Origin of the sequence: Chryseobacterium indologenes, from assembly GCA_016025055.1 — a bacterium.
GTDB classification, from domain to species: domain Bacteria; phylum Bacteroidota; class Bacteroidia; order Flavobacteriales; family Weeksellaceae; genus Chryseobacterium; species Chryseobacterium indologenes.
Window position 1 is genome coordinate 2,203,475 of sequence record CP065590.1, and the last position, 14,673, is coordinate 2,218,147.

Here is a 14,673-nt window from a genome sequence, read left to right on the forward strand (position 1 = left end):
AATATAAAAACAAACTATGGACAATATTAATGTATTACCTATAATTAACTCGATTCTTTATTCATTTTTGGGAATCGCCATTTTGCTGATTTGTTATTTCACTATTGAAAGGTTAACACCAGAGAAGACATGGCATGAAATTGCCCAGAATAAAAATATAGCATTGGCAATTGTCTTTGGAGCATTTATTATTGGAATTTCAATGATCATAAGCGCTGCAATTCATGGATAAAAGGAGAATCCCTTTTGAGCTGCTTTTATTGTTTTCGGTATTTGTTATAGCTACTTGCGGGTTGATTTATGAGTTGGTGGCAGGTGCGCTGGCGAGCTATCTATTGGGAGACTCAGTTAAACAGTTTTCTTTCATCATCGGGGTTTACCTGTTTTCAATGGGCGTAGGTTCTTATCTTGCCAAATTTATAAAAGGAAATCTTATTGATAAATTTGTTGAGATCGAAATTCTGGTGGGAATTGTAGGAGGTATAAGCTCAGTAGTGCTATTCATTTTATTCAATGCAATGGCCCATTTTGAGGCTGTTCTCTATCTTTTTGTTTTCTTTACAGGATGTTTGGTAGGTGTGGAGATTCCATTGCTGATGAATATTCTAAAAGATAGGATTGGCTTCAAAGATCTGGTTTCAAATGTTTTTGCATTTGATTATATCGGGGCACTTCTTGCGTCCATATTATTTCCGTTGGTTTTGATTCCTAATCTGGGGATTGTAAAAACACCACTGTTCTTTGGGCTGATTAATATTTCCATAGCCATATTTCTCTGTTTTTATCTTAAAAAAGAACTCTCAAAACCTATTTCTTTAAAAGTAAAGGCTATTGCTGCTTTCATTTTTCTTCTAGCTCTTTTTCTTTTTTCGGATAAGATTCTGTCTTATTCAGAGGAGAAACTATACGGGGAAAATGTAGTTTTTACCAAAAGCTCACCTTATCAACGAATTGTTTTAACCAGGAACAATCGAGAATTCCGATTGTATTTGAATAATAATCTACAGTTTTCCTCCACAGATGAATATCGCTATCATGAAGCTTTGGTGCATCCTGTCATGTCTATGGCTAAAAATATCGATCAAATCCTGGTATTAGGTGGAGGAGATGGTTTTGCTGTTCGTGAAATCCTCAAATATAAAGATGTTAAAAAGATAAGTCTTGTTGACCTTGATGTTGATATGACCAGATTTTTCAAAGACAATGAGACCATGAGAAAGTTGAATCAAAATTCTTTTTCTAATCCTAAAGTTGAGATCATCAACAAAGACGCCTATATTTGGGTTAAGGAAAATAAAAAGAAATTCGATGTCATTATCATAGACTTCCCAGATCCTTCCAACTACAGTTTAGGAAAACTCTATTCACTTCAGTTTTATAAAGAGCTTGAAAGGCTGACGACTCCGGAAACTAAAATTGTAGTTCAGACAACTTCACCTTATTTTGCTGCAAAGTCTTTCTGGTGTATTGAAAAAACTATAAATCAGATTTATCCTTTTACCTCGGCGTATCACACCTATGTGCCATCATTTGGAGAATGGGGTTTTTCTATGGCTTCCTTTGAACCTGTTAATAATAAGATTTACAGAAGACTTTCCAACCTTAAATATTATGACTATAATTTTTCTCAGCTATCTTATTTTAGTAAAGATATGAAAGCTTCTGGAGTGGAAGTGAATCGTCTGGATAATCAGATACTAGTACGCTATTTTGATGAAGAGTGGGGAAAAGTTCAGTAGGAAAGACTTTCTTACAACAATAGCATTGGGAACTCTGATGCTTCCTTTTCTGCAATATTGTGGGAAGAAGATAAAATCCATAATGCTTACCATTACAGGAACCAGCCATGTTCTTGGTCATCGCTTGTGGGCTAAAGATTTTCCACAAGTTTCAGAAGTTATCCACAAAAAATATCTTATCGTGGGTGGTGGTATTTCGGGACTAGCGGCATCCAGATTTTTCCATCAGCATCTTGAAACTGATTTTCTTCTGTTGGAAATGGAAAATCATTTGGGTGGAAACTCATCAAACGGACAAAATAAATATTCAAAATTTCCCTTAGGAGCCCATTATCTTCCATTACCCAATAAAGAAAATGAAGAGATTATTGACTTTTTAAAAGAATGCGGGATATATTATGGCGATGATGAAAACGGAGAACCAATACTGGATGAATATCAGATGACCTTCCCACAGCAGGAAAGATTGTTTTTCAGAAATTCCTGGCAGAATGATATTGTCCCTCAAAAAGGAATCTCATCGGCGACACAAAAGGAAATGGAGCGTTTCTTTAAAACGATGGAAAATTTTAAACAAAAAAAAGATCACCTCGGAAAATATTGGTTTGCTATTCCTGTTCATGATTCTAGTAGAGGAGATGAGGTGGTACAGCTGGAAAAAATCTTTTTTAAAGACTGGCTGAAGGAAAATAAATATCAGTCCGAAGAACTTCTCTGGTTGCTGGATTATTCCTGCAGAGATGATTACGGATTGGGAATAGATTATGTTTCTGCCTGGGCAGGTATTCATTATTTTGCCGGAAGAAAGAACAACTGGAGCAAAATTTATAAAGACAAAGTATTTACGTGGCCGGAAGGTAATGCAAGACTGACAAAACATTTATCAAAATATGCTGAGGGGAAAAGTCTTTCCGGGCATTTGGTTTTTGATATTAAAATAGATGATAAGGTAGAAGTACAATGTTTTGATAGTGTTCAACAGAAGACAAAAAAAATTATTGCTGAAAAAGTACTGTTTGCGACTCCTCAATTTGTCAACGAAAGAATATTTAATCACAAAAAAGCAGAGTCCTTCCAATATGTTCCATGGCTGCTGACAACCATTACTCTCAAAAATGAATTTGGAGGAGATGAAGAGCTGGCATGGGACAATGTGATATATGGATCGTCAGGATTAGGTTATATTTATGATCAGCATCAAAATATCAATCAGATTACCGGTGAAAAAGTGATTACGTATTACAAAAGCTTTTCAACTGATAACTGTAAAAAAGCCCGTAAACACTTATATTCTATGAGGGAGGATGATATGAAAACTTTAGTTTTAAATGACTTAAAGAAAGCGCATCCATTGATAGAAGATTTTATTCTGGAAATGCAATTTCACAAAATAGGACATGCTATGATTTCGCCTGTTCCCAATCAGATCTTTGGAGAAGAAGCTCAAGCAGCTAAAGAACGGATGGACGGTAAAGTATTTTTTGCCCATTCCGATCTTTCAGGAATCTCTATTTTTGAAGAAGCTTTTTATCAGGGAATACGAACGGCAAAAGAGATGTTGTAAAACTTATTGATAAAGAATATGAAACAACCCTGGATACATAATGCAAAAACTGATTGGTGGTTTATTCTATCCCCACCATTTCTTGTCCTGTTGATTATTTTTCTTTTTCAGAAGCAGATTCACGAGCTTGAAAAAACGTATTCTTTTTACACTTGGCTGTTGCTGATAGTTTTTGTGGATGTAGCTCATGTATATTCCACTTTATTTAAGACCTATTTTGTAAAAGCAGAAGTACAGAAAAGAAAACTGTTGTATTATGGTATTCCTCTTCTAAGTCTGGGATTGGGTATCCTTTTATTTCAGTTCGGAGATTTGGTATTCTGGTCTGTGCTTGCCTTCATTGCTGTATTTCATTTTATTCGGCAGCAATATGGTTTCGTAAGAGTATATGCGAGATTTGAACCTGGTAACTGGAGTAAAAAAACAGATGAAATAGCCGTATATGCTGCTACAATTTTTCCCATGTTGTATTGGTTTAAAACGCCACGTTCTTTTACTTGGTTTGTGAACAGCGAATTTGACTGGTTCAAAAAGTTACCTGACTATCTTGGTGTAGTCACTGGTCTATATATCTTGATACTGGTCGTCTGGATCATAAAAATAATAATGGAAGGAGTAAAAACAAGAAATATTAATATTCCTAAAATTACCCTTATTGCCGGAACCTACTTTTCATGGTATTTCGGGATTGTTTACTTTAATAATGATCTCCTTTTCACTCTTCTGAATGTAGTTTCCCATGGTATTCCCTATATCGCATTGATTTATATCCGTGAAATTAAACAGAAAGACTGCTCACTTTTCTGGTTGCCTGCGCTGAGGTCTGCTTCCGGGATATTCATATTCATCGGAATTATCCTGTTATTTGCATTACTCGAAGAATTCCTATGGGAAACATTGGTGTGGAATGAACATTTCTCACTAAACTTATATATTTCCGAAAATCTATTGGCATTTTTGATTCCTTTGCTGACTGTTCCGCAGTTTACTCATTATCTTCTGGATGGCTTTATCTGGAGAAAACCCAAAAAAGTTAGCTAACTTTGCCTTAATCTTTAAAATCTAAAAATGAGACAATACTTTCTGTCAATAGCTATTTTCCTTGGAATTGTAATAGGTGCCCAGCAGAAGACATTCTGTAATCCCATCAATATTGATTATGGCTATACGCCGTTTGAAGCCTTTTCGAAACAAGGAAAACATCGTGCTACAGCAGATCCGGTAATTGTTAATTTTAAAAATAAACTTTTCCTTTTCTCCACCAACCAGGAGGGATATTGGTATAGTGATGATATGCTGGACTGGAAATTTGTCAAAAGAAAATTTCTAAGAGATAATAAATATATTCACGATCTTAATGCTCCGGCTGTCTGGGCCATGAAAGATACATTGTATGTTTTCGGTTCAACATGGGAGCAGGATTTCCCGATCTGGAAAAGTACAAATCCTACTAAAGACGATTGGAAAATTGCCGTGGATACCTTAAAAGTAGGTGCCTGGGATCCGGCGTTCCATTATGATGAAGATAAAAATAAACTTTATCTCTATTGGGGATCCAGCAATGAATGGCCGCTATTGGGAACTGAAGTCAAAGTAAAGACTCTTCAGTCAGAAGGTTTTGTAAAGCCTATCCTCAGATTAAAACCGGAAGACCATGGTTGGGAAAGATTTGGGGAGTACAATGATAATGTTTTTCTGCAGCCTTTTGTAGAAGGAGCATGGATGACAAAGCATAACGGAAAATATTATATGCAGTACGGAGCTCCAGCCACGGAATTCAGTGGGTATTCGGATGGAGTATATGTGAGTAAAAGTCCTTTGGAAGGCTTCGAATATCAGCAGCACAACCCTTTTTCATACAAACCGGGAGGTTTTGCCAGAGGAGCAGGGCACGGTGCTACTTTTGAGGATAACTTTAAAAACTGGTGGCACGTTTCCACTATTTTTATTTCCACCAAAAATAATTTTGAAAGAAGACTTGGAATCTGGCCGGCTGGTTTTGATAAAGATGACATAATGTATTGCAACACAGCGTATGGAGATTATCCTACCTACCTTCCCCAATATGCACAAGGAAAGGATTTTAGCAAAGGACTTTTTGCCGGATGGATGTTACTGAACTATAACAAACCCGTGCAGGTTTCTTCTACATTGGGAAGTTACCAGCCCAATTTTGCAGTAGATGAAGATATTAAAACTTACTGGAGCGCAAAAACCGGAAACACCGGAGAATGGTTCCAGACTGATCTTGGGGAGACTTCAACGATCAATGCCATTCAGATCAACTATGCAGATCAGGATGCTGAGTTTATGGGGAAAACTTCAGGAAAAATGCATCAGTACAAAATCTACGGATTTGATGACGGTAAAAAATGGAAAGTCTTAGTAGATAAAAGTAAAAATACCAAAGATGTTCCGCATGATTATATCGAACTGGAAAAGCCAGCCTCCGCAAGATTTCTTAAGATGGAAAATCTGAAAATGCCTACCGGAAAATTTGCCTTAAGCGGCTTCAGGGTATTTGGAAAGGGAGCAGGAGAACAACCTAAGAAGGTTGAAGGCTTTGTTCCGTTAAGAGCCGATCCTAAAAAATATGGTGAAAGAAGAAGTATATGGATGAAATGGCAACAAAATACTGAAGCAGACGGATACGTTATCTATTGGGGGAAATCACCGGATAAATTATATGGCAGCATCATGGTATACGGAAAGAATGAGTATTTCTTTACGGGTGCTGACAGAGCAGATGCTTATTATTTTCAGATTGAAGCCTTTAATGCCAATGGAATGTCGGAAAGAACAGAGGTTTTTAGATCAGAATAAATAATTCTTTTATAAACACACTTTGAGCTATCAGGGGTGTTATTTATTATCAGCCTTTTGTAGAAATGATTTTATACCATCGATGAGAACAACATCGTTTGGTGATTTGTCCCAATCCAGATGGCCGCCATTGAATTCATAAAACTCATGCAGTACATTATTTCTGGACAAAACAGAATCGAGTATTTTTCCCTGGCGGGATGGAATGACCCGATCGTTCTTTCCGTAATAAGATAGAGTAGGAGGTGATTCTTTTGTAATCCAGTATACAGGACTGGCCACATCGATATCTGAAATTCCGGCTTTTGGAAAATGAGGATCTACAAGCTGTCTTTCTACAAAGGAGTATTCCTGATAATTTTTAAAACCGGAATCGGAAAGATCTGCCGGTCCGACAATATTGATAACTGCTTTAACTTTTTTCAAAAGGTCACACTTGTAAGCGTATAACATGGATAAATGGCCGCCGGCACTGTTTCCCAATAGGATCAGTTGAGGAGAGTAATGAAGTTTGTTCTCCAAAAAAGAAACCACATGGCCGATATCGTCTGTCTGATTGGGCAAGGCATATTCAGTTTCAGAAGCAAGCCGGTAATTCATATTAACAAAAATGTGACCGGGAAACTGCTTCATCAATGATAAGGCAAAGAATGTCAGCTGTGATTTATTTCCGGCACGCCAGCCACCTCCATGGATCATGATAAAAGCCTTTGTGTTTTCGGTGATTTTTTTATGAGGAATATAAAGATCCATGGTTTGTCCGGAATGTGGGCCATATGAAATGTTTTCTTCTTTATCAAAACCGACCTTATTATCAAAACTAATCTTTTTGTCTTTGCAGTTTATTAAAAGAAGAAATAAGGTGGTCAATAAAAGTGTTCCGATCAACCTTTTTTTCATACCATTAAAGATAAAAAACCCGTTGAGATCTCAACGGGTTTGTGTACAAAATAATTGATTTAAATATGAAGAAAGATAATTTCTATCTTGTTCTGCTTTTAATAGAGTCTGATGCCCCTTCAATGTCTCTTACCTTTTTCACCTTCTGATTTCCAAAGTTGTAGGTAAGGCTTACCATGATGTTCCTTGGGTACTGGTTTTGGTGTACATAATTGTAGTTTCCATTGGCCTGGTAATCTTCGATCTTAACAATATTTGTTCTTAAAATATCATTAAGATTCACTGCGAAAGTCCAGTCATTCCAGGTTTTCTTTATACTAAGGTCTAAACTCATCAGGCTTTTTAATTGACCGAGCTCAATTTGTTGCTTATCTATATAGAAATAATTAATTCCCAGGAACCACGTTTTCTTTTTATCAAGACGGATGGTATTATTGGTCTGGATCAAAAGACTCGTAGATTTTATATTATTAGTATATACAATAAACTGGCCATCTTTATTTTTAAATCGATCTCCTGTTGTAGGATCGGTATCCAGGCTTCCGTTGTTGATGTTATGCTGAAGTCCGATATTAAAGTTGGTGGTCCAGTATTGTTTGAAGAATGACTTTTGAATTCCAAACATGGCAGACATTTCCTGTCTGTCTCCGAAATTGGTTCTGATGTATCTCAATACAGGGTTTGATCCAACGGTTCCATCCGGAGATACAGGATAGCCCTGCAACGGTACCTGGGTAATAGCATCCTTAAAATAAGAATGGTTTAAAATCAGGAAATATGAATTTTTATACATATAGGTAAGTTCCTGATTGTAGGTAGAAGAGGCTTTTACAAAAGGGTTATTCTGTGTATAATTATAATCTGTAAGGATGTTTTTTACCGGGTTGATTTCCCAGAAGCTCGGTCTTCTCATTCTGCTGGAGAAGGAATAGGAGATATTGTTTTTTTCATTAATTGCGTAGTTGAAACTCAGGTAAGGAAGAAAGTTATTATAATTTCTTTCAATTCTTTTCAGATCTTCAGTGGCTGCATTGTCAGAAGTTCCCAGGCTGTTTGTGATCTCATATCTGGCACCAATTTTTCCGGAAAATTTATCAGAAAATTTCTTTTCTGCCGTTACATACAATCCATAGATATTTTCGTCATAAATAAAGTGATTTGGTTTTGGATCAGGGTTTTTTGCCGGGTCATAAAAGTAAGTTATGTTTTTAGAATCGTTATCAGTTTTTGTCCTGTTATAATTTCCTCCTACAGAAATGGTCAGGTCATTTTTAAATTTCTGGATATAATCAACCATCCCTGAGAAGTTATTAATAATCTGAGGAAGGTCCTGGAATACCTGAGTGGTCATATCTTTAATGTCTCCATTACTATTTGAGGCATACGTCCTGTTGTCGGTAAACTGAAATCTTTTATAATTCAGGTAAGCGGCATTCACATTCAATTTACTCCCCAGAGAATCCGTTTTTAATTCATAGTTTAAGTTCAGAGAATTATTGTATGTTCTGGCATCTTCTTTATTTTTTGACCAGGTATAAACCGTGTTGTTGCCGTTTTTTATGGTATTGAATAAGCTTACAGTTGAGTTGTAGCTTTTATTGGCCCATGTATTCCAGGAAAGAGCAAGGTTACTTTTATCTGTCAATTGGTAATCAATGTTGAGGTAGCCACCTATGTTTTTGTTTGGATCATCGATGTCTCCTACAGATTCATTGGAAGTATCTGCAGTTCCGTTTCTCAATACATATCTTTGTGCCTGAATATTTTCACCACCATTAAGGTTGGCGCTGATGGCCAGTTTATCTTTTCTGTAATTGGCAGAGAAGCTTGCCTGGCTGGCATTGTATTTACTTTGTGTGTTTGAAAACCTCATATTTCCGTTAAGTCCGTCACTCATCTTTTTCTTTAATACGATATTGATGATTCCGTCTGAAGATTCTACCTGATATTCACTGCCGGGAACTGTAATAACTTCAATTTTCTGAATGTTTTCAGCAGGTGTATTTTTGAGGAACTGAACCAGAGATTCTGCATCCATATTTGTTTTTCTGCCGTTGATATAGATGAGGGCATTATTTTTTCCTGCAATCTTTAATGTTTTGTCATCTGTTGAAGATAACAAAGGAGTTTGTTTAAGGAGGTCAAAAGTAGTATTTCCCTTAGCAACAGGCGATGCAGCAACATCATATACAAAACGGTCGCTTTGTTTCTTGAATACCTGTTTAGTGAGGGTAATTCCTTCTATATTTTTTGTTTTTGCCGTGTCGGATTTCTTTTCCTGAGCTAATGCAAAGGTTCCGAAGATGACAGCCATTGACAAAAGGATACGTTTCATGTTTGTTTTTTTTTAAGAGTGGTTGAATGATATAGTTTTATGATATTAGGTTCTTGATTTTACAGCATCATTGGCTGATTTCATTTCCCTTGCTTTTTTAGTTTCTGGTTCCCGAAATTATAGGTAACTCCTATACTTATCAGTCTCGGATAGCTGAAGTTGGTGATGTTATTGTATTTTCCATCTGGCTGTATTCCGTTGACCCTGTAGTAGCTTTGATTAAATAAGTCGCTCACTTCCGCCATGATAGTCCAGTCACCCGCAATTTTTTTCAGGTTAAGATCGAAGCTTTGTCTTACCCCTACTGTTCCTGCTTCCGTAGCTGCTTTGCTGGAGAAAAAGTAATTGACCCCCAAAAACCAGTCTTTTTTAGAAGAAAGCCTGACAATATTGTTGATTGTCGCAGACATATTGTAGTTCTTAATATCAATGATGTAAGGATCCACCACCTCAATTTCCCCTGGAGCTGGCATAGAAGTAGGATCATTCAGAACAGCACCTTTATAGGTTACATAAGACAGGTTTACAGAGTAGTTCGTTGTCCAGATATCTTTGAACCAGGATTTATTCATACCTAGGGTCAGGCTAAGTTCCCTGCTCTTCCCATAATTGGTTCTTATGTATCTCAGAAATCGGGTAGTCTGCATGATTGGATTTCCTTTAATATCGTAAATGATTTTACCATCATCATCTTTTTGGGGAGCCGTTACCGTTCCCTGTAAAGGAAGCATATCAGAGGCAGCAGCATCTTCTACCATATTAAAACTAAGATTAGCATAGAATGCATTTTTATACATGTAATTAAGCTCCTGGTTATAATATTTGGATGCCAGTATAAATGGATTGTTCTGTGTATAATTGGTTGGAGTAAAATAAGTTCTGGAAGGATTAAGTTCCCAAAATCGAGGTCTTCTGATTCTGCTGGAAAAAGTATAGCTGAGGTTGTGGTCAGAATTGATGGTGTAGTTTAGATTCAGGTAGGGTAGCAGGTTATTGTAGTTTCTCTCAAATCCTGTTTTGTCTACGATATCTCCCGTACTTCTGGTCATTTCGTAACGTGCTCCTATTTTTCCGGATAATTTTTCCGTCAGTTTTCTTTCATAGTTGAGGTAGATTCCCAATATGTTTTCCTTGTAAATAAAGTGGTTGGTTTGGTTGGGGTCGATGACAAATTCACCTTTTAAAAGTTTATCCTGTCTTGTATCATTATCTGTATTGGTACGGTTGTAGCTGATTCCCATTAACCAGGTCGCTCCTTTGGCAGTTTTTTTAAGATAGTCGATATTGGCTGCATAGTTGTTGATAATTTGTGGAACTGATTGGTGAAGTGCCCCGTATTTATTGATCGTATCATTCGTCAGAGGAAAACTTTCATTGAAACTTACTTTATCCCGGTTAAACCATAAATAAGAGACATTCGAAGTAAGTTTACTACCCAGAGAATCTGTTTTTAGCTCGTAATTGAGATTAAAAGAATGATTTCTTGTCTGTGCATCTTCGTTATTAACCGTTCTGTTTTTTAAAACACCATTTTGCCAGTTGGTGATATCAAGTACCGAATTGAAACTTTTGTTGTATCTCATGTTATACGAAAATCCTAAGCTTTGTCTCCTATTAATCTCATAGTCGATATTGAATCCGCCACTGAAGTTTTTATTAGGATCATCATTAAAACCATAAGACTCATTTCTGAAGGTTGAGTCTCCGTTGGATAAAGAGTATTTTTGTCTTTCTGTCCAGCTTCCCGTTCTGAAATTTGAATTCCCCGACCATTTTCCCTGTCTGAAATTAAATGATGCTCCTGCATTAGGATTATTGTAATAAGCCTGTTCATTCTGCATTTTCAAGGTTCCGTTATAGCCGTTGTTTTTATTCTTTTTCATGACAATATTGATAACTCCTTCCTTAGATTCTACCTGAAATTCACTTCCCGGAACAGTAATCACTTCAATTTTCTGGATATCTTCTGAGGGAGTTGACTTCAGCATTTCTATCAATGCTTCAGAATCCATATTGGTTTTTTTATTGTTGATATAAATAATGGCATCAGACTTTCCCAGAATCTTTAATGTTTTTCCGTCAATACTGGAAATCATGGGAGTTTGCTTTAAAAGATTAAAAGTATTGGTTCCCTTTGCAATAGGAGAAGATGCCACATCATAAACTAATCGATCGCCCTGCTTTTTGAAAACCTGTTTCTTGATATTCACCGCATCAATAGCATTTACTTTCAGACTGTCTTTTTTTGCTGTGCAGTTATCAATCCGCCGAAAAATAAAGCTGCTATAAGGATTTGAGTTTTCATGATGATTATTTTTTAATTGTTAATAGCTTGTATGATTAGTTATTTAACATTACAAAGATATATAATTAATTTAGTATTATGCAATACAAAGTACTGAAAAATATTTTTACTTTTATATAATTAATTGATTTACAATGAATAAAAATTAAATGAAAAATATGGTTTGCCTGACCTTTCTGTATAATAAGACAACTGTAACAACAATTTTGTTACAGCAAAAATTCAGATTTTATTAAAAAAGTGATTATTCTCTGTCGAATTGAGCCAGTTTTTTATCGACCCAAACCGTAGCAAAAGGGAAAAATGCTGCTAATAAAGCAAAAACAAAATCTTCATCATCCCAGTTGTAAATTTTTCTTGCAGGAAGACATAATAAAAGATAAAGTGTAAAGAATAAGCCGTGTAAACTTCCCACTACACTAATGAAAATAATAGAATACAGATTTTCATCATATCGAATCCAGATCATAGCTACACAATACAGTAAAATACATGAAATGGCCTCTGCAAGACAAATCTGTTTAAACCACTTAATGATTTTGTCCTGGGAATATTTGTTGAAAAATTTTTCGATGAAGTTCATTTCTTTACGTATAATTTGAGTGCTGTAAGTAAGAGTTTTATCAAACTTCTAACCTCTGATTTCTGGTTTGCAAAATTACTTATAAAAACTGCTTCCGTCCAAATATTCAAAAACTTCGGGTGGCAGCATAGGCCTTACATTCTTACCCTCTTTAATCATATTGCGGATCTCAGTGGCGGAAAGTTCTATTATTGGCGCCTTTACCAAAGAAATATTATCGTGCCTCAGATATTCAGAATCCTTTTTTGCTCCGTCAAACACTCTGGGGTACACAATAATATGATGGTTTTTGATCAGTATATCAGCGTTTTTCCATTTATGAAGGCTATCCAGATTATCTTCTCCCATAATCAAACTGAAAGAATATTCGGGATACTTTTCATGAAGATAGGTAAGAGTATCAATCGTGTAGCTGGGCTTCGGAAGTGAAAACTCTACATTGGAAGCTCTCATATTCGGATAGTTTTTTACAGCAAGCTGAACCATATCCAGTCTGTTGTGGTCATTCAGCAATGATTTTTTATCTTTAAACGGATTTTGCGGACTCACTACAAACCAAAGCTCATCCATGTCTGAATTTTCCAGAATATAATTAGCTAAAATAAGATGCCCGATATGAATAGGGTTAAAAGATCCAAAAAATAAACCGATTTTTTTCATTTGTCAAAGTAAGAGATGATAAGCAACAGATAAGGTAAAACAGTAATTATTCTCTGAACTTTACATCTTTGATATTAAGATAATGGGTTACATTGCCTTTCCAGTGATTTTCTTCCAATGTGAATGCCAGATCGAAACTTTTAGTTTTAAAATCATCAACAAACTGCCCGAGTTTAAAACCGACACATTCAATATTCCTACCGGTAGATTCTTGTTTAATATAAAACTTAAGATGGTTGTTATCTTTTCCCATCGTTTTTACATAGCCAGACAGCTTCTGGTTTGTCAATGTAAAAATAGGTTTCATATTATGAGGGCCAAACGGAGCGAGTTTTCTGTGAAAATTGATAAATTCTCTGTTGATTTCATCAATTTTAATTTCCGTATCAATCGAAATAGAAGGCTCTTTCTGGTGCTCCTGAATTTTTTCAGAAACAATTCTTTCAAATTTCTCTTTGAATGCAGCAAACTTATCTTTCTCCATAGAAAGTCCGGCAGCGGCGTGGTGCCCTCCGAATTTAAGGAAATATTCAGAACACATATCAAGAGCTTCATGAACGTCAAAATCAGAAACAGATCTTGCAGAAGCTACCATTTCCCCATTGTTACCGTCAGTAAATACAAGGGTAGGTTTGTAATAGGTCTCAATAAGCCGTGAGGCAACAATACCGATTACTCCTTTATTCCATTCAGGATGATAAACGATGGTAGTATGCTTTGTTTCCTGCTGGGATTCTATAATTTGATTCAAGGCAGACAGCGTAGAATTCATATCCAGTTCACGCCTCTCATCGTTGAGGTTCATGATATCATTCACAATCTGGTTGGCATGCTTTAAATTGTCGGAAACCATTAATTCTACCGCGGCTTTACCATGAGATATTCTTCCGGCTGCATTAATTTTAGGAGCAATTTCAAAAACAATATTGGAAATTTCAAAATGGGAAAGTTTATCCTCAGGAATTAATAGTCTTAATCCCATATTTCTTGTTTTCCTCAGGATTTTTAACCCCATTTTGGCTAAAACCCTGTTTTCTCCGGTCATTGAAACGATGTCGGCTGCTATGGAAATAGCAAGAAGGTCCGTAAGTTCAAATAATTCGGCTTCCGGAATTTTATAAATGGTATTTAATCCCTGGCAAAGCTTAAAGCCTACACCACATCCGGAAAGTTCCTTGAAAGGATATCGGCAGTCGGTTCTTTTAGGATCAAGAACAGCAGCTGCGTTAGGAATTTCTTCACCCGGAAGGTGATGGTCACAAATAATAAAGTCTATCCCTAAACCAGAGGCATAGCTTATCATATCAAGTGCCTTTATTCCACAATCGAGGGCAATGATTAATGAGAAACCATTTTCTTTCGCAAAATCAATTCCTTCTGTAGAAATTCCATATCCTTCAGAATTTCTGTCCGGAATATAGTAATCCAGGTATTTTTTCTCAACAATTTTGCTGAGATAAAGGTACATCAGGGCTACAGCTGTGGTTCCGTCTACATCATAATCGCCATATACCAATATTTTTTCTCCGTTTTCAATTGCAGTAGCAATGCGCTCAACAGCCTTTTGCATATCCGCCATTAAGAACGGGTTATGAATATCGTTAAGGTTCGGTTTAAAAAATTCTCTGGCCTTTTGATAATTGTCAATTCCCCGCAGAACGAGGAGCTTAGATTCAAAAGTACCAAAACCAAGTGACGAACTTAGTCTGTCCACAACTTCCTCATCGGGTTCAGGCTTATAAATCCATTTTTGACTCATTTCAC

Annotated in this window: 10 protein-coding genes and 1 pseudogene; 5 read left to right on the forward strand and 6 right to left on the reverse strand. The window is 36.2% G+C overall.

Annotation, left to right across the window (positions count from 1 at the left end; translation table 11 throughout):
* Positions 1-16 precede the first annotated feature (16 nt).
* The 5 genes from H3Z85_10015 to H3Z85_10035 are packed head-to-tail and all read left to right on the forward strand — an operon-like array spanning position 17 to position 6,126.
* Positions 17-232, forward strand: a complete 216-nt coding sequence (locus tag H3Z85_10015) for a DUF350 domain-containing protein (GenBank protein QPQ53619.1) — start codon at positions 17-19, stop codon at positions 230-232.
* The gene (locus tag H3Z85_10020; GenBank protein ID QPQ53620.1) at positions 225-1,739 is read left to right on the forward strand and encodes a polyamine aminopropyltransferase; all 1,515 of its coding nucleotides are present in this window, start codon (positions 225-227) and stop codon (positions 1,737-1,739) included. Before H3Z85_10015 ends, H3Z85_10020 begins: the two co-directional genes overlap by 8 nt.
* A complete protein-coding gene (locus H3Z85_10025; GenBank protein ID QPQ53621.1) occupies positions 1,714-3,303 on the forward strand; it encodes an NAD(P)/FAD-dependent oxidoreductase in 1,590 nt (529 codons plus the stop codon). Before H3Z85_10020 ends, H3Z85_10025 begins: the two co-directional genes overlap by 26 nt.
* An 18-nt stretch (positions 3,304-3,321) precedes the next feature.
* On the forward strand, positions 3,322-4,344 hold the full coding sequence (locus tag H3Z85_10030; protein QPQ53622.1) for a hypothetical protein: 1,023 nt from the start codon (positions 3,322-3,324) through the stop codon (positions 4,342-4,344).
* Positions 4,345-4,371: 27 nt separating this feature from the next.
* A complete protein-coding gene (locus H3Z85_10035; protein ID QPQ53623.1) occupies positions 4,372-6,126 on the forward strand; it encodes a discoidin domain-containing protein in 1,755 nt (584 codons plus the stop codon).
* A gap of 39 nt (positions 6,127-6,165) precedes the next feature.
* On the opposite strand, the gene H3Z85_10040 is transcribed toward H3Z85_10035, so the two are convergent.
* The 6 genes and pseudogenes from H3Z85_10040 to recJ form a co-directional block, all read right to left on the reverse strand.
* Positions 6,166-7,026: an alpha/beta hydrolase gene (locus tag H3Z85_10040; GenBank protein ID QPQ53624.1), complete on the reverse strand. Its 861-nt coding sequence runs from the start codon at positions 7,024-7,026 to the stop codon at positions 6,166-6,168.
* Between the two features lie 82 nt (positions 7,027-7,108).
* Positions 7,109-9,361: a TonB-dependent receptor gene (locus tag H3Z85_10045; protein QPQ53625.1), complete on the reverse strand. Its 2,253-nt coding sequence runs from the start codon at positions 9,359-9,361 to the stop codon at positions 7,109-7,111.
* Between the two features lie 45 nt (positions 9,362-9,406).
* A pseudogene (locus tag H3Z85_10050) lies at positions 9,407-11,666 on the reverse strand (TonB-dependent receptor family protein).
* A 244-nt stretch (positions 11,667-11,910) separates the two neighbouring features.
* Entirely contained in the window at positions 11,911-12,249 is a 339-nt protein-coding gene (locus H3Z85_10055; GenBank protein QPQ53626.1) for a DUF3817 domain-containing protein, read from the reverse strand.
* 75 nt (positions 12,250-12,324) lie between these two features.
* A complete protein-coding gene (locus tag H3Z85_10060; GenBank protein QPQ53627.1) occupies positions 12,325-12,909 on the reverse strand; it encodes a nicotinate-nucleotide adenylyltransferase in 585 nt (194 codons plus the stop codon).
* Between the two features lie 46 nt (positions 12,910-12,955).
* Entirely contained in the window at positions 12,956-14,668 is a 1,713-nt protein-coding gene (recJ, locus tag H3Z85_10065; protein QPQ53628.1) for a single-stranded-DNA-specific exonuclease RecJ, read from the reverse strand.
* Between the last annotated feature and the right edge of the window lie 5 nt (positions 14,669-14,673).